Genomic DNA, 20,961 nt, shown 5'->3' with positions numbered 1-20,961 from the left:
GATGCCTGTGCAGGGTCGCGATGACCTGTCCGACGCGCTGGCGGAACTGCGGCTTCGGCAGGGCCAAGGGGCACGAGCCGACTCGGACGCGGCGCCCCACGATGCGCTGCGGTGGGCGCGAGTCGGGACGGCATACTTCGCGCGCCTGCTCCGCAGTCTCCGGGACGCCGACCTGGCCCAGCCGTCGTTGTTGCCCGGCTGGTCAAGGGCGCACGTGGTGGCACACGTGGGCTACAACGCCAGGGCGCTTGCCCGCCTTTGCGAATGGGCCGAGACGGGCGTGGAGACTCCGATGTATTCCTCCCCCGAGGCGCGCAATCACGAGATCGACCGTGGCGCCACCCTCCCCAGCCGCGCGCTTCGCCACCTGTTCGATCACTCCGCCGTGCATCTCAATGTGATGTGGCGCGATCTGGCCGACGCCGCATGGGAGCGCCCTGTTCGCACGGCTCGGGGCCGCCAGGTGCCGGTCACCGAGACGGCCTTCATGCGGGCACGAGAGGTGTGGGTTCACGCCGTGGACCTGGACAACGGCGGATCCTTTCTGGACTTCCCCACCGACTTCCTTGAGGCACTGTTGCGAGACGTAATCGACTCGTGGGAACGACGCGGACCAGAGCCAGCGTTCACCCTCCAACTCCAGGAGACGGGCAGGACCTTCACCATTGGGTCGGGTGAGGGTCCAATTGTCAGCGGCACACTGCCAGACGCCGTGCGCTGGATGACGGGCCGAGGTGATCGGCGGCTGGCGGCGGCGGGCGGTGCTCTGCCGACGCTGCCGGAGTGGTTGTAGACGAAGATGAGGAGGACCCCCTTTCGAGGGGGTCCTCCTGTCTGTAGCCCCGCCGGGAGTGAACCCCGCTCCCGTGTGGGCTCCAAGTTGGGCAACTGCCCACCACCCGCTCACCTGCGAAGCCGCGGGCCGCGTGGTTGGATATCCCCAGGGCCCCCCTCACCCGAAAGGCACAGTCATGGACATCCTGTTCGACACGGCCAACCTGGACGACATCGAGCGGCTCACGCCGATCTACCCTGTCACCGGGGTGACCACCAACCCGTCGATCCTCAAGAGCGAGGGCAAGATCGACTTCTACGCGCACTTCCGCCAGATCCGCTCGATCATCGGCCCCAACCGCACCCTCCACGTGCAGGTGCTGTCCAAGGAAACCCAGGGCATGGTCGACGAGGCCCACCGCCTGCTGGACAAGATTGACGCCAACGTCTACCCCAAGATCCCCCTCACCGAGGCCGGTCTCCACGCCATGCGCATCCTCAAGAGCGAAGGCGTGAAGGTGACCGCCACCGCCATCTACTCCAAGACACAGGGCTTCCTGGCCATCGCCTCGGGTGTCGACTACCTGGCGCCGTACTACAACCGGATGCAGTCGATCGACATCAACACCCGCGAGACCATCGAGGCCTTGGCCGGCTTCATCAAGCGATTCGACGCCCCGAGCAAGATCATGGCGGCCAGCTTCAAGAACATCGCTCAGGTGTCGCACGCACTGCAGAGCGGCGCCGACGCGGTGACGCTGTCGCCGCAGCTGTTGCAGCAGGCGCTGTCCGCGCCCGACATCATCACCGCGGTGGACCGCTTCGTCGACGACTGGGAAGAGATTCACGGCACCACCGAACTGCCTTTCGAGTAGACACCCGGCTCCGCAGAGCGCCTCGCGGTGAAACCAATTTGCCCTGCGGAACAATCGTTTGCTCAAACTGGTTGACAACCCTGGAAGACGTGTCCTAACGTTGGCGTCACGACGTTGCGCAAACGTTTGTGCAACTGGACGAAGTTGTCCCAAGTCGGACGAATCAAAGGAGATCACGTCGTGGAAAGAATCCGGATCCCAGCCAGCGAATACGCTGATCGGGCCAAGCGTGCCGGAGAGTTGATGCGAGAGCGGAACCTGGATGCCTTGCTCCTCTACGGAAACGAGGCCGATTACGCCAACGCCCGGTACTTCAGTGGTTTTTGGCCGGTCTTCGAGCGCGCCGGCGTCGCCATCAACCCCGATGGCAAGACCGCGCTCCTTGTGGGCCCTGAGTCGGACATCTTCGCCAAGGACACCGCCGCAATCCAGGACATCTTCGTCTTGGCGGAGTACCGCGAAGCCGCAGACCCCGCCTACCCGCACCTCAGCCTCCAGACGTTCCAGGACGTCTTCGGCCACCTCGGCATCAGTGGCCAGCAGCTGCGGATCGGCGTGTGCTCCATTCTCGACACCAACGTGGTGGTCTGGAACTCCCTCCAGAGCAATTTCCCCGGTGCGGAACTCGTCGATGCCCGCGACATCATGGTTGAGCTACGTTCGGTCAAGTCCGACGCGGAGGTGGCCTGTCTCAGGGAGGCCGGCCGCATCACCGATCTCGCCGTCCAAGACGTCATCGCCGCCATCCGCCCGGGAATGACCGAGCTCCAACTCGTCGGCGTGGCGCAGAAGTCGATGTACGAGAACGGTGCGGAGTACGAGGGTCTCCCCCAGTACTGCTTCGCCGAGGAGAGCACCAAGCACGCTATCTCCCGCTCCGGCTATCGGGTCCTCAAGCCGGGCGACATCATCCAGCTCAACCTGTCTGCCGCGGTGGATGGTTACAGCCCCGCCATCGGGCTGCCCGTCTCCCTCGGCCCGCTCAAGGGCGAGAAGAAGGACATCGTGGACTTCATCCTCGAGATGCACATGTGGACGGAGCGTGAGTTCGCGGCCGGCCGCGTCGCCGGCGAGATCGCCCGCGACTACGAGCAGAAGTTCCTGGACGCCGGCCGTAAGGACGCCTACGTCTACGGCCCTGCTCACGGCCTCGGCCTCACCGAGGTAGAGGCACCGTGGATGGAGACCAGCTCCGAGTACACCCTGAAGCCCAACATGACCTTCCAGCTCGACACGTTCGGCATCGGATCCAACTTCGGCGTTCGCTGGGAGAAGCCGGTCGTGGTCCGTGAGGGCGGAGTGGACTTCCTCGCCAACCAGATCGGCACGATCTACGAAGTCGGTATCTGAGCCCGCTGGTGTGCGGCCGCCCTCCCCCAGGCCGCACACCAGCCCCATCGCCCGCATCTGAGAAGGTGCACCACCCAAGCTCCTTGCAGAGCAATGCAGCACCGCAAGGCACAACGCCCGACACATCGAAGGGCACCTAGCCAGGTCCGCAAGGACCGCACGTAACGGACGAGGAAGCCTGCCAACGACGGCGGTCCGATCGTTCCCCGACCGGAAACCTCCTGTCGCACCCAGACCGTGGGAGCACCTTCCACGGCCACTACCTCTGGGTTGGTCCGAAGCCGACCCGCCACCCATTTCATGAATGGAGCAGTTATGCGACTCAAGTCTGCAGCAGTGGCCATGCTGGCCGCTGGAGCCCTAACCCTCACGGCCTGCGGAAACGCGACAAGCGACCCCACGGCCACCGAACCCGCCAACGGCACGACGACCAGCACCACCGAGGCAGCAGGCTCGGACGGGCACGTCTTCGGCGAGGACGAGACCCTCATCGGCGGCAGCATCTTCACCCTCCAGTACGCCTGGTTCCTGGGCGCTCAGGAAGGCATGGAGAAGTGGGCCGAGGAGAACCCTGAGGCGAAGGTCCGTTTCCAGTTCGAAGACAGCCAGCAGGATATCCAGACCAACATCTCCAACCTGGAGAATCTTGTTGCCGCAGGCGCCAAGGGCATCGTCGTCTTCCCCACCGACTCCCGCGCAATCATCCCCACCATGGTTGACCTGCACAAGCGCAACGGCACCCAGTTCGTGGTGGGTGACTACCCGCAGCAGCCCGACGACCCGGCAGACGCCGTCTGGAACACCTTCGTGGGCCACGACATGGTGGCGCTGGGCGAAACGGCAGGCCAGGTCGCCGTCGACTACTTCGAGAGCGCCGGCAAGAAGGACCCGACCATCGTCTACATCTCCGTCCCCACCTCCGGCGAGGTGAGCATCGACCGCTTCGAGGGCTTCAGCAAGGTGGTTCTCGAGGCCTTCCCGGACGCCAAGATCATCGAGGAAGGCGACACCGGCGGTGGCGACCGCAACTCTGCGCAGAGCCTCATGGAGAACGTTCTGCAGCGCGAGCCTGTCATTGACCTGGTGGCCGGCCACAACGACGCAGAGGTCATCGGTGCTTACAACGCTGCCGTTGGCGCCAACCGGGCAGCCGAGATCAAGTTCGTGGGTATCGCGGGCGATAAGGAAGTCCTCCAGTACATCCAGGACGGCAACGAGTCGTGGATCGGGGAGGTTCTCCAGGATCCCGTCGTGTTGGGCTACACCGCGATGGACGCCCTGTGGAAGTCCATGGCCGAGGGCGAAGAGATGCCCGAGCAGTACGACCTCCCCAAGCCTGAGGCCATCACGCCGGCCAACGTCGCCGACTACGACTGGCAGAACTGGAGCTGGCTGGGCTGACCGGCCGCCGTGTGGGCGGGCGGGATTCCCGCGAATCCCGCCCGCCACCCTCCCATCCATGAAAGGTTTCCCGCCATGATCAGCATCCTGCCCGAGCCCAAACACCTCATTCACCACGACGGTTCCACGCGAGCTTTCACCCATCTGCGGCTGACGGCCGACGATGTGGACGCGCTGACGCCCGACGAGGTCCGGGATCTCGCGGTGCTCCGCTTCCACAACTACCCGGGCATCTTCGCCGACGCCCCTGACGCGTTCCCCGTGCACGTGCACCAGGGCAGTATCGAGGACGCGGCAGTGAATCTGGCCAAGCCGGAGATGTTCGCGGAGCAGGGTTACGTTCTGGACATCCGGGACGACGGAGTCAGGCTCTCGGCCCAGGCAAGAGACGGACTGATCAATGGCCTCACCTCACTGAAGCAGCTCCTCGCCGAGCGCGAGGTGCGCGGTGACAACCCGCCCGGCACTCTCTCGCTGCCCACCTGCCTCATGGTCGATTACCCCTCCATCCCCGTGCGCGCCGTCGCTCCCACCTTCAGCTGGTACGCCGGCTACGGACGGATCGGGTTCGACATGCAGCTGTGGGGCTACGACGAATGGGAATTGTTCCTGCATCAGTGCGTCGACCAGAAGATCAACCAGCTGAACATGGTGATGTACGGCTATTGGCCCTTCGAGTTCCCTGAGTATCCCGAAACCTCGTTCACCGACATCCCCGTCGAGGTGTGGAACCAGGAGAACGGGCGCTTCATCAAGGTCAAGTACTCCCACCCCAACGTTGCCGACAACTACTTGCCGCGTTTCATCGAACTCGCCCATCGCATGGGTGTGAAGATCATGGCCTACGTGGGCCTCAACTCCTACAACGGCGGATGGACCATCGCGCACCCCGAGAAGCGGATGGTCCCCCCGGCCGGCAGCGACTTCCTGAACGATTTCGATTCGGTGTGCCTCTCGGACAAGGAGTCCGTCAGCTACATCCTCACCGCGATGCGCCGCATCGCCGAACTCGGCTTCGACGGCTACACCTTGGAGGAAAGCGAGGAGGGCTTCTGGTTCTGCACCTGCCAACGCTGCACCGAGCGGTGGGGGCAGCACGCGGACACGCCCGGCGAAGCGAAGCACCAGGCGAACCTGGAGCTGCTGATGAAGATCCGGGAGGAGGTGCGACAGGTCAACCCGGACATCATCATCGGGATCCGGGCCTTCCGCCAGCCACCCCTCGAGAAGGACCCCGCGTGGCTCCAGGCCACCGCCGATGCCCTGCCGGACGACATCGTGCTGTTCTGGGCCCCTGCGCTCTACGTGCCCCCGACGGAGTTCCAGAAGTGGGTCAAGGCGTTCGGCAAGCACCGGATCTGGGCGCGAGACACGGAGTCCAACTCCATCACCTCGACGATGGGCCGCCTGTACCGCACCTTCGAGTCCAACATGATCCGCTACGGGGATGAGCCCAACGTCCAGGTCATCGAACGAGACATCGAGCAGCACATCGGCAGCGTGGAAGCGGACGTCCACGGCATCAACGGCTACATCTTCGAATGGTTCGGCCTGTTCCTGCATCTCTTCGCGCACGGCAACTACGGTTGGGGCTCACGGCTGGAACAGGACGAGTTCTTCGCCCGCGTGGGCACCACTACCTTCGGCCCGGCTCTAGGTGCCCGCGTGCTACGGGTGATGCGGGAGATTCTCACCATCCACGAGAGCCAGATCCCCCTCTACACGACGCCGTTCCCGTTCCAGTCGAACAAGATGACCGACGCGGACATCCCCCGCATCGAGCAGGCCGTCGCCAACCACGAGCCGCTCTTGACCGAGATCCGGGCGATCCGGGCCGAGCTGCAGGTTAACCCGCGCCTGAAGGTGTGGTCGAAGCACTTCGATCGCCTGGAGAACGCCGAGCGTCGCAACCGGGTCATCTATGACCTCGTCCTGGCGGCGTTGGCCTACGAACGCGAGCGCGAGCCCGAGAAGAGAGACCTTCTCCTGGACGAGGTGCTCCATCTCAACGAGCGCGATTTCGACATCGCCAAAGAGATGTTCTTCGACCTCATGCCGGTGGGATGGACCGGGGTCCGCAGCTGCATGATGCCGTATCACGAGATGAAGCGGCTGATCCACAACCTGCGTCACCCGGAGGACACGGACAACGACATCATCTGCTCCGGCATCGAAGCGCTGGGGTGGCTCTGGCTCTCAGACAAGGACGCATCATGAGCGCGGTCGCACAGGAAGTGACACCCCAGGAGATCACCACCACGCCACTGGTCGAGATCCGCAACGCCCGCATGGAGTTTCCCGGGGTACTGGCCCTCGACGGCGTCTCGTTCGACCTGCGCCCCGGCGAATGCCACGCGCTGGTGGGCGAGAACGGCGCGGGTAAGTCCACCCTGGCCAAGTGCATCATCGGCGAGAACACCCTCACCTCGGGCGAGCTGTTCGTGGGAGGCCAGAGGGTCCCGAAGCACTATGACGTGCGGGACTCGCAGGCCCTCGGGATCGCCGTGGTCCATCAGGAGTTCCAACTGATGGAGGAGATGACCGCGCTGGAGAACATCTACGTCGGCAACTACTCGAAGCGTGGGCCGTTCATCGACCGACGCGCCCAGCGTGCCCGCGCGGCTGAACTGCTCACCTACCTGGGCGTCGACATCCACCTCGACGTGCCGGTCAAGTACCTCCGCACCGCCGAGAAACAACTCGTGCAGTTGGCGAGGGCGCTGTCCCAGGAAGCCCAGGTGATCATCCTGGACGAGCTGACCGCCGTGCTGCCCGAGAACGACATCGAGAACATCTTCCGCATCGTCGAGCTCCTCAAACGAGACGGCAAGGGCATCATCTACATCTCCCACCGTTTGGATGAGATCTTCAGCGTCTGTGATCGCTACACGGTGCTGATGGACGGCCGCCACATCAGGACCGGGGACGTGACCGAGTTGACGAAGCCCAAGCTCGTCGAACTGATCGCGGGGCGCGAATTAAGCCAGGTCTACCCCACCCTCAACCCCCCGGACGACGACGTGGTGTTGCAGGTGGAAGGGCTCACCAGCGACGCGTTCTTCGACGTGGATCTGGAAGTGCGCCGGGGCGAGGTTGTGGGCATTGCCGGCCTTGTGGGAGCCGGTAAGTCCGAGTTGCTGCTGGCGATTTTCGGAGACTACAAGGTCAAGAAGGGCACCATCCGTGTCAACGGCGAAGCGGTCTCCATGACGTCCCCGCGCAAAGCCATCCAGCATGGGCTTGGCCTCATCCCTGACGAACGCAAGCGCCTGGGCCTGAACAGCGCGCTGGATGTCAGGAAGAATGCCACCCTTCCTTCGATGCGCAAGTTCAAGAAGTGGGGTGTGTTCATGGACGACGAGGCTGAGCTGCGAAAGTCCTACGACACCTTGGAGTCGCTTCAGCTCCGCTACTCCAACCTATGGCAGCCCACGACAAAGTTGTCCGGGGGAAACCAACAGAAGATCGTCATCGGGAAGTGGCTGATCGCCGACACAGAGATCTTCCTGATGGATGAGCCCACCCGGGGAATTGATGTCGGGGCGAAGAGCGAGATCTACAGACTCATCGCGGCTCTCACCGCCGAGGGAAAGTCGGTGATCCTCGTCTCGCCCGAGATTGAGGAACTGCTCGGCTTATCGCACCGCATATACGTCCTCTACGAAGGGCGGATCCGTGACTCCTTCGAAGGAGACCGGTTGAACCAATCTGAAGTAATGACCAGTCTGTTGGGAGCAGAGAGATGACTACCGCAACCGCAACCTACGCCGCGAAGAGCACCCGCTTCTCTGGAGGCGTGAGGGCCTTCGTCAACGAGTGGATGATCCTCTTCCTCTTCCTGGCGTTGTTCGCCATCTGCTCCGTGACCATCGACCGGTTCTTGGAACTCGGCAACCTCATGAACATCGCGCGCCAGATCTCGTTCCTGTCGATCGTGGCGTTGGGGCAGTTCTTCGTCATCCTCATCGGTCACCTGGATCTGTCGATCGGCTCGGCCATCGGGCTCCAATCGGTTCTCCTGGCCGGTCTCGTCGCGAACCAGGGGCTCAGCATCTGGGTGGCGCTCCTCATGGTCATGCTGAGTTCGATCGTCCTGGGGATGGTGAACGGGCTGTTCGTCATTTACGGCAAGGTTCCCTCCTTCATTGCAACGCTCGTCACCATGAACGTTCTGACGGGCATCGCGTTCCTGTACTCGCGCGGGCTTCCCATCAGTGGTCTGCCGAGCTGGCTCAACTATCTGGGCATGGGGTACCTGTTCTCGGTGCCTGTGCCCGTCTACCTGATGGTGCTGGTCACGGCGGCATGCTACGTCTTCACGCAGCACACCGAGCTGGGGCGGAGCTTCTACGCGGTTGGCGGTAACGCAGACGCGGCGCGGCTGTCGGGGATCAACGTGAAGTTCATCGGCATGGTGGCCTTCATCATCTGTTCGTTCCTGGCCACGCTGGGCAGCATCGGCCTGACGGCCCGCACAATGTCGGGCTCCGCCACGCTGGGCGACGCGATGCTGTTCGAGGTAATGACCGTCGTCGTCCTCGGTGGAACCTCGCTATTCGGCGGCCGCGGAAACGTCCTCGGAGTTGTGTTGGGCGCCTTCCTCATCGGTGTCATCTCCAACGCGATGGTGCTCATCGGCGTGAACACCTATTTCCAGTGGATCGTCAAGGGCCTCATCCTCATTACGGTGGTGCTCATCGACGTGAACTCCAAGCGCAAGTAGAGCAGCAGGTGCATTACCAAGGCGGTGAGAGATGCCCACTCTGAGAGACATAGCCAACGAACTCGGCGTCAGCGAGTCCACCATCTCGCGGGTCCTGAACGGCAAGGGGAGGGTGAGCGAAGAGACTCGCGAGAAGGTCCTGGCCTATGCGGGCAAGATTCACTACTTGCCGAATCAGATGGCCCAGGCCCTGAAAATGCAGCGGGTGAACTCACTTGGCGTAGTGGTACCAGACATCAGCAACGAGTTCTACGCCCTCCTCTTCAAGTCCATCGACCGGTTGGTGAGCCACGCCGGGTACACCCCGATGCTGTTCAACATTGGTGAGGACGCGGCACGCGAGGAGGCCTTCGTCACGCATCTCCGCTCGTCGACTGTGGGCGGGCTGGTAGTCGCCACCGCAGGGGCCGACGTATATTCGTCGCTGCCCGAATCGCTCCTGCAGCAGATCGTCTTCGTTGACAACCTGCCGAAGGGGGACTTCGGCTGCAACTTCGTGGGTGCCGACAACGTGGGGTCCTCCTACAGCCTGACGCAGCACCTCATCGACCGTGGCCACCGCCGGATCGCCACCGTGGTGGGGCCGGCCGGCGAATCCTCCGCTCGTGAGCGTCTCGACGGGTTCGAGGGGTGCCTGGTGGCCAATGGCCTGGCGCTCAATCCGGAGTGGATCGTGCGCACCAACTTCCAGTACGCCGACGGGTACGCCAAAGTGGGCGCCATCATGGAGGGCGATGATCGCCCGACTGCCGTGATCGCGCAGAACAACGTTCTGGCGTATGCCACTGTCCGGATGGCCCGCCAACGGGGAATGACGGTCCCCCGCGACCTCGCCGTCGCTTGTTTCGACCACATCGACACGTACGGATTCATGCGACCCGTCATCACCACGATGGTTCAGCCCGTGGACCAGATCGCCGAAAAGGCCTGGGAACTCCTCCAGGACGGCATGGACGGCCACTACAGCGGCGAGACGCACCTCTTCGATGCCGAGTTCCATCTCGGCGAAACCACCTGAGCAGCATGCAGAACGAAGCAAGACAGAAAGACAATCACATGAATCAGAACCCCATCACCGTGGTCATCGGCACCGACATGGAGACCGACGTCGGAAGCTTCACGCCCTATTACGAGGGCCTGACGAAGGGCACGCCGCTCCTCCTGGATCTCTTCGAGGAGACCGACGTGACCACCACCTTCCTGTTCACCGGGGATTCGGTGGAGGCACATCCCGAGGTGGCCCGTGAGTGCCTCGCCCGGGGCCACGAGGTGGGATCCCACTCGCTTCAGCACGAGACCGTCGGCGACCCGCTCTTCGACCTGCCCGGCACCAAGCCGATCCTAGAACACGAGGTGCTGCCCCGCCTCAGGCTCAACACCGAGCTGATCGAGCAGGCCACCGGGGTCCGCCCGGTCTCGTTCCGCTGCCCCCGGCTGTGGGGCTCCACCGCAGTGGTGAGGGCCCTGGACGAACTGGGCTACGTAGCGGATCTCACCTACCCCATGTACTTCCACCGCGAGCAGTTCGCGCCGTACTTCTCCAGCCTCGAGGACTGGACCCAGCGGGGCGATTCCTCGGTCCTGCAGATCCCGAACTTCGCCGACATGGTGATGGAGTCCAACGACCCTGGCCTGGAGCGAGATCGAGATCAATGGCCCCTGTTCCGCACCAAGGGCGGGCGGTACATGCTGGAGCGCTCGATGGCGTTCAAGCAGTTCTGCGACGGCAAGCAGATCGACACCTACCTCTGCTTCTACATCCATCCCTGGGAGTTCTGGCCCATGGAGAAGAGCTACAACTTCGGCGAGGCCACGGTGATCCCGGAGTCATTCATCACCGAGAACGTGGGTCCGGGCGCCATCGACGAACTGCGCATCCTCATCGAGGGCCTCAAGGCCGAGGGCGCGGTCTTCATGCAGGCGAAGGACGTCCCCGCTCTTGTCAGGGAGCGGCAGTCACAGCGGGTGGGTGTGTGATGGCGGGCAAGAAGACCTGGTACTTCCCCGACGGGGAACTGCCGCCCCCGGGCGACGGGGACCCGCAGGGGCACGAGTCCATCATCATCCTCAATCCCAACTCGGAGGAAGCCCGGGTGGAGGTGGCCCTGTACTGGGCGGACAAAGCACCTGACAGGTTCACCGTCGACGTCGAACCGGAGCGGGTGCGGTGCCTGCGCACCAACGTGACTACCGACATGGGCGGGTTCGAACTCCCGCGCGAGGTCCAGTACGGCATCCGGCTCACCTCCGACGTGGGCATCGTCGCCCAGTACGGGCGCCTTGATGTGCGGCAGCCGAACATGGCGTTCTACACCACTCCCGGATATCACGAAGACTGAGCCAGAAGGAGACGTCATGGAGACACCGCTGCGCAGCATCCTCCTGCGGGAGGCCATGTTCGAGGCCCACGAGCAGCCCCTGCTGGACTCCCCCGGCGCGGCGGTGTCCACCTTCCGCTACGCCTCCGGCGTAGCCGCGCTGCGGCTCGTCACCGAGCGTGTCGAACTCATCGTGTTGCCATTCCGCGGGCAGCAGGTGTGGCGCTACACCGTCGATGGCGAGCCGCTGACCATGATCAGCACGTTCGACGAGCCTTCGGCGTCAACCGCGTTCGGCGAGACCTACGGCGGCTTCCTCCTGCATTGCGGGCTCTCGGGCCTGGGCGCGCCCGGGCCGGAGGACACTCACCCGCACCACGGCGAACTGCCCAACGGCCTCTTCGGTGACGCTCGCCTCCTCCTCGGTGACGGATGGGTCGGGGTTACCGGGCAGTTCCGACACCGCGTGAGCCATACGGCCGACGTCACGTTCCAGCCAACGCTCACGCTCCGCGAGGACGGCACGGGCCTCGAACTCAACGTCCAGATCTCGAATCATCGCAGCAACCCGTTCGGCTACACGTACCTCTGCCACGTGAACTGGCCGCTCTTCGAGGGTGGACGGCTCGTCCAAACGGTCCCGTTCGACGATCAGCACTTCGAGCTTGCTCCACACCCCGCGCAGGAGCCCGCGACGGCCGCTTATCTGGAGGGCATCGGCTCTGACCTGCGCAAGGGGGACTCCGTCGACCCCCAACGCCGGATCGTTCCCGAGTACTGCGCGATCCTCCGGCCGACACCAGACGCCGACGGATGGGCTCACTTCATGCAGACCAGGCCTGACGGGCGGGCGGCGTGCGTGAGCTACGAAACCGAACATCTGCCGTTGGCGATCAGGTGGATCTCGAACACGGGCGAGGAGCAGGCTGCCGGCTTCTGCCTGCCCGCCAGCGCCCACCATCGCGGCAGGGCGGCAGCGGACAGGGACGGTCTGATCCGCTGGATCCCGGGCGGATCCAGCGTCGCCTTCAACATTGAGGTGGACTTCTTCGACCCTGATGAGACTGCCGCCCCGCTCCTGTGACCACCCCGGCGGGCACTCGCGGCCGGCACCTCCTCGCGACGGTAGCAATCGACGATTAGGCGCAGTACTACGGATGCAGTTGATCGACATCACGCCGCTGCGCCCACGATCGGAAAGAGATCCACGACACCACCGAACTACCGTTTGGATAGGCGCCGGTTCCCGTGACCACCTGATATATCACACAAACAGATGGGCACAAGGCAGGGGGCCGATTAGCAGCAAATGCGGTCCAGCTAGGGGCTCTCCTGATGGTGGCTGTGGGCGTGTTTGCGGCCGAGGCGTCCCGAGCAGCCAACCCTCCTCCAGAAATGCAGCGCCGGCAGGGGGCTGCACACCCCGTACGGAGTCCTGCTCACAGAGTGCAGCGCAGTAATCCCCCCGCGCGGCTAAACCTGTAACTATCCGCCCCCTGCGCGAGCAACAGCGAACACCGCCCACCTCTCGAGGTGGGCGGGGTTCTTGTGCGTTTGATACCGCTAACGGTTGAATCGGAGGCTCAACCTGCCTCCCGCTGACGCACACGCTGGCGGCTCATCGTCTCGGCCCCAGAGATCCCCTCATCCATGAGATGCTCGGGCCAGACGACGTCTGGACGCATGACACGGACGCCTTCGACGTCGTGGCCAAGAGGGAAGGCCTCGTCGTGCGTCATTAGGAAGTCGCATTTGAGACGAATGGCGGCGGCAAGATGCGTGGCATCCGCTCCGCCGAGCTTGCCGTCGGGGTTCGCCATATACGGCTTCCACTCCTTGGCGAGCCGGCCAGCCTCTCTCGCCAAGAAGCGGTCGACCTCTGTCCACTCTGTCGCCGGAGCGCGGAACCACTCGCGAACCCTCTCCAGATTGTGATGCTTGTTCCTCACGTCACCAAGGCACAAGACCTCAGCCTCGATGAGTGAGGAAGCGCAGAGAATGATCCGATCATCGTTCACCGCATCGAAGACCTTCTTCGCAATAATCCAGCGATGCTGGCCACTGTCCTTGTCGCGCTCCTTGTTCTTGCCGAGCAAATCACAGTAGATGTTCGAGTCGACATAGATGCGCACGCGTTCACTCACGAATCTGCTCCAGGAACTGGTCAACCGTCATGTCTGTGAACCACTCGGCACCGATACCGAGCAGCTCGTCCGTCGAGGGACGAAGGGAGTTGTCTTCGGGCATCTGCTCGAGGTGTTCCACGTCAATAAGGAGGGGTTGTCCTTGAGCGTTCCGGCGAATCCGGCCGAGAACCGAGACGCGATGCCGCCACAGCGATCGGAGACGATCCGCCAACTGCTCAGGGACGAGGCCTTTCACGACGAGGTTAGTGGAGGTCTTGACGCCCACCTTTACGGCACCCTTCTGCTTGGCGTCAGACAAAGTCGTCAGGTACCCGGTCACAGTTCCGTGGGCCACCTCGAAGGGCCTCACAGCCGCGGCTGCGTTGGCTCTCACTGCCTCATCGAGCGCGACGGGCCGATTGGCCGAGCCGTTGTATGTTGCCAGCGTCACGTGCTGGACGCCGTCTTTAGGTTCGGCCAAACCACCGAGCCTCTGCACTGTCCTCGGCGCAAATAGAGGCGGCACCTCGGGTAGCTCCCGAAGAACCCGCGCCCCAGCTACCAGCGCCTCGGCTGGCACCAGCAAATCGGCCATCTCTCGACGCCGCTGGTGGCGGGCCTCAAGCCTTATCACCAGGACCTGATCCACCCGATCCATGTCAGCCATAACCCACGTCGGCCGAACGGCCCGGAGCAGGTACATCTGGTCGATCTCATGCAGGGACGCAAGGACCTGGTCGACCGTATTGGTGACACGCTTCGCCTCCGCGCGTTCACGCCCTTCGTGAACACGCACCTCGAGACCCGTCGCGGTCGCCATGCGGGTTAGCGTAGCTAGTATCCCGAGAACTCGTGCAGCAACGGACTAGCCTCAGCTCCCCGCGCCTACTGAAGCCTCGATGACTGCATCGTAGGCAGAGTGCACGCGACTCACGCCGCAGAACAAAAAGCGTAGTGAATCACCTATTGTGCGCAGGTTCGAGGCCGGTGTGGTGGGCGGGGAAGGCGAGAAGGTCCGCCCACTCACTGGCGACCATCTGCAACGACTTCCCCGCACCGTGACCGGCTGAGGTCTCCACCCGGAGCCACGCCTCGGCGGGCGACACGGCCTGCAGGGCCGCCGCGAACTTGAAGCTGTGCAGCGGCACCACCCGGTCGTCGTGGTCAGCGGTGAGGATCATCGTCGGCGGGTACTGGGTGCCCTCCTGGATGCGGTGCAGCGGCGAGTAGGCGAAGGCCGCATCGAAGCCCTCGGGGGTGTCGGGGTCGCCGAAGTCACTGATCCACGCCGAGCCGATCGTGAACTTGTGGAACCTCAGCACGTCCAGCACGCCGACGGTGGGCAGCGCCGCGGCGAACAGGTCCGGGCGCTGCGTGAGCGCGGCGCCGACGAGGAGGCCGCCGTTGGAGCGGCCGTAGATCGCCAGCTGCTTCGAGGTGGTGACGCCCGTGGAGATGAGGTGTTCGGCCACCCCGATGAAGTCGTCGAACACGCGCTGCTTGTTGGCTACGCGGCCGTCATCGTACCAGCGGGTGCCGAACTCGCCGCCGCCGCGGAGGTTGGCGAGCGCGAGCGCTCCCCCGGCCGCCAGCCACGCGGACCAGCCGGGGCGGTAGTCGGCGAGGACGGGGATCTTGAAGCCGCCGTAGCCGTAGAGGAGCGTGGGGCGGGGGCCTGAGTGGTCGTCGTCGGGGGTGATGAGGAAGTACGGGACGGGGGTGCCGTCTGCGCTGGGCGCGCGGTGTCGCTCCATGGTGAAGGACGGCGCGAACGGTTCGGAGGCCGCCGAGAGGGTGACGGGCTCGGCGGGGAGGGTGCGGGGGCCCTTCGGCCTGCCCGGCTCCTCCGTCGCAGGGGCAGCCTCGGTCACCGGCAGCGGGACGTGGAAGGACGCGGTGGGGGCGGCGATGGTGCTGAGGCCCACGAAGGCCTCGTCGCGCAGCGGGGAGGAGTCGAGGGCCACCAGGGCGCCGGCTGGGAGGTCGACGGGGCGCGGATCTGAGCCGTCGAGGTTGCGGTACTCGACGCGGTGCTGGGCGTCGTCGAGGTAGGCCAGGAGCAGGCCCTCCCCCGCGGCTTCGACGGCGGCGAGCGTCGCGTCGGATTCCGGGACGACCCCGGTCAGTTCACCGCCGGCCACGTTCAGGCGGATGACCCGGCCCAGCGGGGCGTCGAGGTCGGTGTGAACGTAGATGTGGCCACCGTCGGTGCGGATGAGGGTGTACTCGGCGTCGGCGGTGTCGAGGAGCTTGACGGGTTCGCCGAGGGTGGAGCGACCGTCCGCCGTGGTGATCGGGTAGACCCACAGGCGGTTGACGTTCTCGGTGCCGCGGAAGATGCTCACGACGAGCCAGTTGTCGTCGTGGCTCACCTCGCCGCTGGCCATGGTGTGCGGCTCGTCGGGGAAGGTCAACAGCAGCTCGTCGTCGCCGCCGGGGCGGTGGATCATGAGGCGGGCCACCCCGAGGCCGGCCGTCGCGGTGCCGCGGGCGTCGTCGGCCTCGTCGAACGTGGTGTACAGGAACGAGCTGTTGTCCGGCAGCCACGCGGGGCTGGAGAACTTCGCGGTGACCTCGCCGTCGAGGTCCTCGCCGGTGCGGAGGTCGCGGGTGCGGATGTGCTGCCAGTCCGAGCCGCCGTCGCTGCGGGCGTAGGCCATCAGCGAGCCGTCGCGGGCGACGGTGAAGGTGGACAGCGAGGACGTGCCGTCGTCGCTCCACGTGTTGGGGTCCAGGACGACCTCTCCCCCGTCGACCAGCTCCTCGAGCGTGGGCGCGGTGTACCAGAGGTCCTGCGCGCTGGTGCCGTCGTTGCGGCTGACGAACCAGCGGCCGCCGCGCTTCAGCGGCACGCCCGCCCGGGGTTGCGCGACGATGCGACCCATCAGCTCCGTGAACCAGCCGCGGGCGGGGAGGTGCTGGAGTTGGGCCTCGGTGAAGTCGCGCTGCGCCGCCACCCACTCCTGCACCTCCGGGTTGTCGGCGTCCTCGAGCCAGCGGTACGGATCCGGGACGGCGGTGCCATGGAGGTTGTCGACGGTGTCGTCGCGGCGGGTGTGGGGGTAGGTCATGGAACCAGCCTATGGGGCGTGTTCCAGGAGGGGTGGGGGTGGTGGTTGGTGTCTTCCGTCGATGCACCTCGGTGGCCACTGCTACCGTCCGACCATGACGTCATCGACGATGTCCGCCTACGAGGCGGTCCGCTGGAGCGAACTGGAAGCGCACTGGCAGAAGAAGGCCAACCGCAAGCAGTTGGTGCCGGCACCGATCAGGCGTGCCGCAGCTCGGGCCGGTGATGCGGCTGGCGAGTTCGCCAAACGTGCCGGCACAGCCATCTCCGACCACACTCCTCAAGTCGTCAAGGACAAGCTCGGAGACGCTGGCGATGCGTTTCTGGAACCCACCGTCGAGGCGGCCGGACATCTCATCGAGCTCGTCAACGACTGGATCGTTGAGCTGATCGACCCCGACAAGGTTGTTGCCTTTCATCGGAGACGAGGCCGCGACGTCAACGCCATTCCCGACATCCGCACCCTTGACCTGAGGGAGGCCGACGAACTAGTCCACGGCATGACCCTGAAGTGGCGCACGCTCGGCGCAGCTGAAGGCGCGGGCCTCGGCGCCTTGGCGCTGGTCCCTGTTGCAGGAGGGGCTGCGGCTATCACCTTGGACATCGTGCTGATGCAGATGCTGGCGACGGCCATCGCGACCCGAGTCTGCTACGCATACGGATTGGACCCCAAAGATCCCGAGGCCAAAGAGGTCTTGAGCAGGATGGTCAAACGGACCTTCCGCAAACAGGTACCGAAGGCCGGAATCGCCCGCGACGCCAACTACGCCATGCAGGCGGTCAAGGACCGTGTGCGTTGGAGCGACAAACTGCGCAACGACCATCGCATCGTCCAGGCGCTCGAGAAGCTGATGAAGACGTGGAACAAGGGCAACCTCGTCCCCGTACGCCAGGTGGCCAAGGGCATCCCTGTGGTGGCGCTCATCACAACCACTGGGACCAACGCCTGGGTGATGGGGGATGTGGCCAAGCAGTCGCGCTTCTACGGGCAGACGCTCTTCATGGCCGACAAGTACGGACTCCAACTGCCAGCCAGCCTTGCCGAGCTCGCCGACGACAGGGACCAGGGCCCGGACGCGAGCGAAACATGGACGTAGGACTTGCAAGCTGGACGGGCGCCTTAACGGCAGCGGCAAACCGCACCTCGATGCTTGCGGCGGCGTGAGAGATCCACGGCAGCGGGGTGTACGCCAACAGGTCCAGCGCCGCGTGCAGTCCATTCCTGTAGATATAGTCTGGCATAGGCCGGAGGGGACGCAGCCGCCCTTTCACGCGGTTGCATTGCATGGAAGGTCGTGGACGCTGACGTGAGAGATGAGCACCCCGCGGTTCACTTCGCCCTTGGCGACCCAGGCATAGCGCCGTTCTCAGACCGGCTTTGCGGTGTCCTAGAACCTTCACAATCGACGAGCATCGCACTGGCACGCGCTTTGTCTGTCGGCTGCTTGAGCAGGTTGGACCAGAGCTTGCCCTCTGTCGACGTTTGGGACCCAGCGGCAGGCTCGGGGTTCGCCGGGTTTCTGCTCACTCACGCCTTGGAATCTTCAGGGGTGCACGTTCGTTACCGAGGCCAGGACATAAGTGGCGCCGCGGTGACAACGAGCAGGCGGCGGTTTGAGGGCGTCGCGGATGCGCAGATCGCAGTAGGCAACACGATAGAGGCTGATGAGTTCGACGCCTTCATCGCCGATCTTGTCATCGTCGATGCGCCCTGGGGCATGGATTGGCATAGTTCGAGGTCAGTCGTGGAGTCCCGCAGGATGTCAGGGGCTTTCAGCTTTGGTCTCCCTCCGGCGACGGACGCTACGTGGCTCTTCATCTCCTTGGCGATTGAGAAGCTACGGCCCGCTCGCGAGGGAGGGGGGCGGGTTGCCGCTCTCGTCAACCCGAGCGCGCTAAGCGCGGACAGCAGCGAGCCCATACGGCGAAGGATAATCGACGCTGGACTCCTCGAATCCGTAACACGGTTGCCTGAGGGTCTGGGTCCCACAACGTCAATACCGCTATATCTTCTGACATTCACCAACAAAGTTGATAAGGACCGCAGAGACCGGACAGTGATTGCCGATCTTCAGACACAGTTCACGACGGAACATCGCAGTCGCTCAATGCCGGTCTCGGCATTCCGTCAACTTGAATCAGCGTTGCGGACAGGACGCTCAGGGCCACGAACTCGTTCGGTTGCCCCCAACCAGTTCATACGGAGGGAGGCCCTGCTTTCGCGCGTATCCAGAACGGGCAGCCACCTCCGGTGGCGCCTCACGACTTACTGCGACGCGGTGATCAACGACGAGTTCATCGAATCTCGCTATGGGCCGGATTCCGGAATTTCGATCGAACGTGGCCCGCGCGAGTTCATTGATTTAGACCCCAGCCGGATCTTCGCTGACGACTCGCGCGAAGTGCTGAAGGACTTGGAAGCAAAGGGGTGGCCCAACAGGCGTCTCATCAGTCTGATTTGTGCAGCGCCGTCCGTGCTCTCTCAAGATGGGGGCACGGTCAGCGGAGACCAGATTTTCGTGCCCACCAGCGCAAATGGGGACGCATCCTCGCGCCCACCCGATACCAAGGCGACCGGCCGAGTTCTCGCCGTGCAACTCGACGATGAGAGGGTGCTTGCGCCCTTCCTGGTGGCTTGGCTCAACTCGGAGGCGGGCATCATGAGTCGACAGCGCTCGCTCGAAGCTAGCAGCACCGGCACACTACCCAAGGCATTGCGCTCGGATCCCAGATCATTGATGAGTTGGGCGGACGAACTCATCGTTCCTCTGCCCGAGCCCAGTGTTCAGCGCAGGCTCGCCTCAGCGGATGAACGGTTGGGCTCTTTTCAAGCAGAACTCAGCACTCAGCGTGAGAGCATGTGGTCGGCTCCTGAAAACATCGACGAGATATTGAACAGATTTTCTCGGGCCTTTGACGATTCGCTCAGCTCTTGGCTTGAGGATTTGCCGTTCCCCATCGCCTCCGCCCTGTGGACAGCGAGAGCGGCTTCCTCGCCGGGAGAACAGCAACGCGCGTATCTGCATGCGTGGGAAGCAATCGTGACTTTCCACGCCACGGTGCTTCTCTCCGCGAACCGGAGCGACGTAGGCAACAGTGCCGAACTCGAAGGGTCCATCAGCGAGACTTTAAAAGACCAAAACCTGGGAATTGAACGATCCACATTCGGGACGTGGGTAGTCATCACCGAGCGAACTTCCAAGGAACTTCGCACCGCACTGGCCAGAGGTGATGCTGACGAAGCGGCTCGCATTCGTAGAGCCTTCGGCGATTTGAGCCGCACGGCGATTGAACGTCTAGCTTCAAAGGGCATTGTCACCAAGTTCAAGGAGGTGAACGCCAAGCGAAACAGTTGGCTGGGACACAACGGGTACACATCCGATGACGAGTACCGAGCCCAAGTTCAATCTCTCGTTTCGGATCTCAGAGACCTTCGGCAACTGCTGGGTAGTGTGTGGACCCAACTTCTACTAGTCCGTGCCGGCAGCGCGAGACGTGGACGCGACGGGCTCGTCCAATCCGCAGAGGTAGCCATCGGCACTCGCTCCCCCTTTGCAACTCAGGATTTCAGCGTAGGTGACCTGATGATCGACGGCGAGCTGTATTTAGTTCGAGACGGCTCGGAGTCCCCCCTGCGGCTAGTCCAATTCGTGCAACTCAGGGCCGCTCCGCAGCATGCTCACTACACCACCTACTTCTACAACCGCACCGACGGCATTCGCGTTCGGATGATCAGTTACCAGCATGGCTCTGAGAGCGAACTACAAGACGACCTCGAGGGATTCCGTCACGAGTTCGGCGCACTGAACCGGAACGCGCTTGAGAACAACGCTGGTGTCGAGTGAGATTTGCGGACCGCAGATTGCCTTCTCTGATTCGAGTGCCACGGTCAAGCCCATCAGCATGAGGAACGGCGACAGCTTGCCTATTGATCAAGAAGGGCTGGCAGGCAGGCAGCGACTGTCTCCCAATCCCTTCCTGCAGGGCGGTGGTCAGGGTCGCTGCCGTCCTCTCATGTCACCGGAGACGGCTAGGTCGCTTCTGCGCTCCGGTGAGACGCTGCTGCGCGTGCTGTACGAGAAGGCAGGGCCTCCGGCAGCGGCATGCCCGACCGGGGTCGCGCGACGATGCTGCCCATCAGCTCCGTGAACCAGCCGCGGGCGGGGAGGTGCTGGAGTTGGGCCTCAGTGAAGTCGCGTTGCGCCGCCACCCACTCCTGCACCTCCGGGTTGTCGGCGTCCTCGAGCCAGCGGTACGGATCAGGGACGGCGGTGCCATGGAGGTTGTCGACGGTGTCGTCGCGGCGGGTGTGGGGGTAGGTCAT

17 protein-coding genes and 1 pseudogene are annotated in these 20,961 nt (G+C 63.9%); 14 read left to right on the top strand and 4 right to left on the bottom strand.

Annotation, left to right across the window (positions count from 1 at the left end; all coding sequences use genetic code 11):
• The first annotated feature begins 1 nt into the window (after position 1).
• The 11 genes from J7D54_RS02140 (at position 2) to J7D54_RS02090 (ending at position 12,525) form a co-directional block, all read left to right on the top strand.
• Positions 2-793 (top strand): maleylpyruvate isomerase family mycothiol-dependent enzyme, encoded by a 792-nt coding sequence (locus tag J7D54_RS02140; protein ID WP_182763332.1) that lies wholly within the window; start codon positions 2-4, stop codon positions 791-793.
• Positions 794-971: 178 nt separating this feature from the next.
• A complete protein-coding gene (locus J7D54_RS02135; protein WP_182762548.1) occupies positions 972-1,649 on the top strand; it encodes a fructose-6-phosphate aldolase in 678 nt (225 codons plus the stop codon).
• 180 nt (positions 1,650-1,829) lie between these two features.
• The gene (locus J7D54_RS02130; RefSeq protein ID WP_256437887.1) at positions 1,830-2,999 is read left to right on the top strand and encodes a Xaa-Pro peptidase family protein; all 1,170 of its coding nucleotides are present in this window, start codon (positions 1,830-1,832) and stop codon (positions 2,997-2,999) included.
• A 315-nt stretch (positions 3,000-3,314) separates the two neighbouring features.
• Positions 3,315-4,400, top strand: a complete 1,086-nt coding sequence (locus J7D54_RS02125; RefSeq protein ID WP_076062631.1) for a sugar ABC transporter substrate-binding protein — start codon at positions 3,315-3,317, stop codon at positions 4,398-4,400.
• A gap of 75 nt (positions 4,401-4,475) precedes the next feature.
• Positions 4,476-6,617, top strand: coding sequence for a glycoside hydrolase family 20 zincin-like fold domain-containing protein (locus J7D54_RS02120; protein ID WP_076062624.1), 2,142 nt, complete (start codon positions 4,476-4,478; stop codon positions 6,615-6,617).
• Positions 6,614-8,146, top strand: a complete 1,533-nt coding sequence (locus J7D54_RS02115) for a sugar ABC transporter ATP-binding protein (RefSeq protein WP_076062623.1) — start codon at positions 6,614-6,616, stop codon at positions 8,144-8,146. The genes J7D54_RS02120 and J7D54_RS02115 overlap by 4 nt, the downstream gene beginning before the upstream one ends.
• The gene (locus J7D54_RS02110; protein ID WP_076062622.1) at positions 8,143-9,123 is read left to right on the top strand and encodes an ABC transporter permease; all 981 of its coding nucleotides are present in this window, start codon (positions 8,143-8,145) and stop codon (positions 9,121-9,123) included. Before J7D54_RS02115 ends, J7D54_RS02110 begins: the two co-directional genes overlap by 4 nt.
• Before the next feature lie 31 nt (positions 9,124-9,154).
• Positions 9,155-10,141, top strand: a complete 987-nt coding sequence (locus J7D54_RS02105; RefSeq protein WP_182762552.1) for a LacI family DNA-binding transcriptional regulator — start codon at positions 9,155-9,157, stop codon at positions 10,139-10,141.
• Between the two features lie 38 nt (positions 10,142-10,179).
• Positions 10,180-11,100: a polysaccharide deacetylase family protein gene (locus J7D54_RS02100; protein WP_182762554.1), complete on the top strand. Its 921-nt coding sequence runs from the start codon at positions 10,180-10,182 to the stop codon at positions 11,098-11,100.
• Positions 11,100-11,462 carry a sensory rhodopsin transducer gene (locus J7D54_RS02095; protein ID WP_182762555.1) on the top strand — a complete coding sequence of 121 codons (363 nt, stop codon included), beginning with the start codon at positions 11,100-11,102 and terminating at the stop codon, positions 11,460-11,462. Before J7D54_RS02100 ends, J7D54_RS02095 begins: the two co-directional genes overlap by 1 nt.
• Positions 11,463-11,478: 16 nt before the next feature.
• Complete coding sequence (locus J7D54_RS02090) at positions 11,479-12,525, top strand: DUF4432 family protein (protein ID WP_182762557.1); 1,047 nt, start codon at positions 11,479-11,481, stop codon at positions 12,523-12,525.
• A gap of 499 nt (positions 12,526-13,024) precedes the next feature.
• Here J7D54_RS02090 and J7D54_RS02085 read toward each other — a convergent pair whose 3' ends face one another.
• From J7D54_RS02085 to J7D54_RS02075, 3 genes are all read right to left on the bottom strand, one after another.
• Entirely contained in the window at positions 13,025-13,585 is a 561-nt protein-coding gene (locus tag J7D54_RS02085) for a type II toxin-antitoxin system VapC family toxin (RefSeq protein ID WP_182762559.1), read from the bottom strand.
• Entirely contained in the window at positions 13,578-14,387 is an 810-nt protein-coding gene (locus J7D54_RS02080) for a hypothetical protein (RefSeq protein ID WP_182762561.1), read from the bottom strand. The genes J7D54_RS02085 and J7D54_RS02080 overlap by 8 nt, the downstream gene beginning before the upstream one ends.
• Positions 14,388-14,526: 139 nt before the next feature.
• On the bottom strand, positions 14,527-16,638 hold the full coding sequence (locus tag J7D54_RS02075; protein WP_182762563.1) for a prolyl oligopeptidase family protein: 2,112 nt from the start codon (positions 16,636-16,638) through the stop codon (positions 14,527-14,529).
• Between the two features lie 94 nt (positions 16,639-16,732).
• Between J7D54_RS02075 and J7D54_RS02070 the strand changes: the two genes are divergently transcribed.
• The 3 genes and pseudogenes from J7D54_RS02070 to J7D54_RS02065 all read left to right on the top strand — a co-directional run bounded on the left by J7D54_RS02070 (position 16,733) and on the right by J7D54_RS02065 (position 20,482).
• The gene (locus tag J7D54_RS02070) at positions 16,733-17,734 is read left to right on the top strand and encodes an EcsC family protein (protein ID WP_182762565.1); all 1,002 of its coding nucleotides are present in this window, start codon (positions 16,733-16,735) and stop codon (positions 17,732-17,734) included.
• A 198-nt stretch (positions 17,735-17,932) separates the two neighbouring features.
• A pseudogene (locus J7D54_RS14410) lies at positions 17,933-18,691 on the top strand (class I SAM-dependent DNA methyltransferase); the annotation flags it as partial.
• Between the two features lie 225 nt (positions 18,692-18,916).
• Positions 18,917-20,482 carry a hypothetical protein gene (locus J7D54_RS02065; protein ID WP_245244079.1) on the top strand — a complete coding sequence of 522 codons (1,566 nt, stop codon included), beginning with the start codon at positions 18,917-18,919 and terminating at the stop codon, positions 20,480-20,482.
• A 185-nt stretch (positions 20,483-20,667) separates the two neighbouring features.
• On the opposite strand, the gene J7D54_RS02060 is transcribed toward J7D54_RS02065, so the two are convergent.
• The gene (locus J7D54_RS02060) at positions 20,668-20,961 is read right to left on the bottom strand and encodes a hypothetical protein (RefSeq protein ID WP_182762569.1); all 294 of its coding nucleotides are present in this window, start codon (positions 20,959-20,961) and stop codon (positions 20,668-20,670) included.

Source organism: Tessaracoccus sp. MC1865 (assembly GCF_017815535.1).
Lineage (GTDB): Bacteria > Actinomycetota > Actinomycetes > Propionibacteriales > Propionibacteriaceae > Arachnia.
The sequence above is the reverse complement of the archived record's forward strand: the minus strand, read 5'-3'. Positions and strand labels throughout refer to the sequence as shown.

Bases quoted from the DNA above. Each gene is read 5' to 3' on its own strand.
- J7D54_RS02140 (WP_182763332.1), top strand. From the start codon at position 2: ATGCCTGTGCAGGGTCGCGATGACCTGTCCGACGCGCTGGCGGAACTG.
- J7D54_RS02135 (WP_182762548.1), top strand. From the start codon at position 972: ATGGACATCCTGTTCGACACGGCCAACCTGGACGACATCGAGCGGCTC.
- J7D54_RS02125 (WP_076062631.1), top strand. From the start codon at position 3,315: ATGCGACTCAAGTCTGCAGCAGTGGCCATGCTGGCCGCTGGAGCCCTA.
- J7D54_RS02120 (WP_076062624.1), top strand. From the start codon at position 4,476: ATGATCAGCATCCTGCCCGAGCCCAAACACCTCATTCACCACGACGGT.
- J7D54_RS02115 (WP_076062623.1), top strand. From the start codon at position 6,614: ATGAGCGCGGTCGCACAGGAAGTGACACCCCAGGAGATCACCACCACG.
- J7D54_RS02110 (WP_076062622.1), top strand. From the start codon at position 8,143: ATGACTACCGCAACCGCAACCTACGCCGCGAAGAGCACCCGCTTCTCT.
- J7D54_RS02105 (WP_182762552.1), top strand. From the start codon at position 9,155: ATGCCCACTCTGAGAGACATAGCCAACGAACTCGGCGTCAGCGAGTCC.
- J7D54_RS02100 (WP_182762554.1), top strand. From the start codon at position 10,180: ATGAATCAGAACCCCATCACCGTGGTCATCGGCACCGACATGGAGACC.
- J7D54_RS02095 (WP_182762555.1), top strand. From the start codon at position 11,100: ATGGCGGGCAAGAAGACCTGGTACTTCCCCGACGGGGAACTGCCGCCC.
- J7D54_RS02090 (WP_182762557.1), top strand. From the start codon at position 11,479: ATGGAGACACCGCTGCGCAGCATCCTCCTGCGGGAGGCCATGTTCGAG.
- J7D54_RS02080 (WP_182762561.1), bottom strand. From the start codon at position 14,387: ATGGCGACCGCGACGGGTCTCGAGGTGCGTGTTCACGAAGGGCGTGAA.
- J7D54_RS02075 (WP_182762563.1), bottom strand. From the start codon at position 16,638: ATGACCTACCCCCACACCCGCCGCGACGACACCGTCGACAACCTCCAT.
- J7D54_RS02070 (WP_182762565.1), top strand. From the start codon at position 16,733: ATGACGTCATCGACGATGTCCGCCTACGAGGCGGTCCGCTGGAGCGAA.
- J7D54_RS02060 (WP_182762569.1), bottom strand. From the start codon at position 20,961: ATGACCTACCCCCACACCCGCCGCGACGACACCGTCGACAACCTCCAT.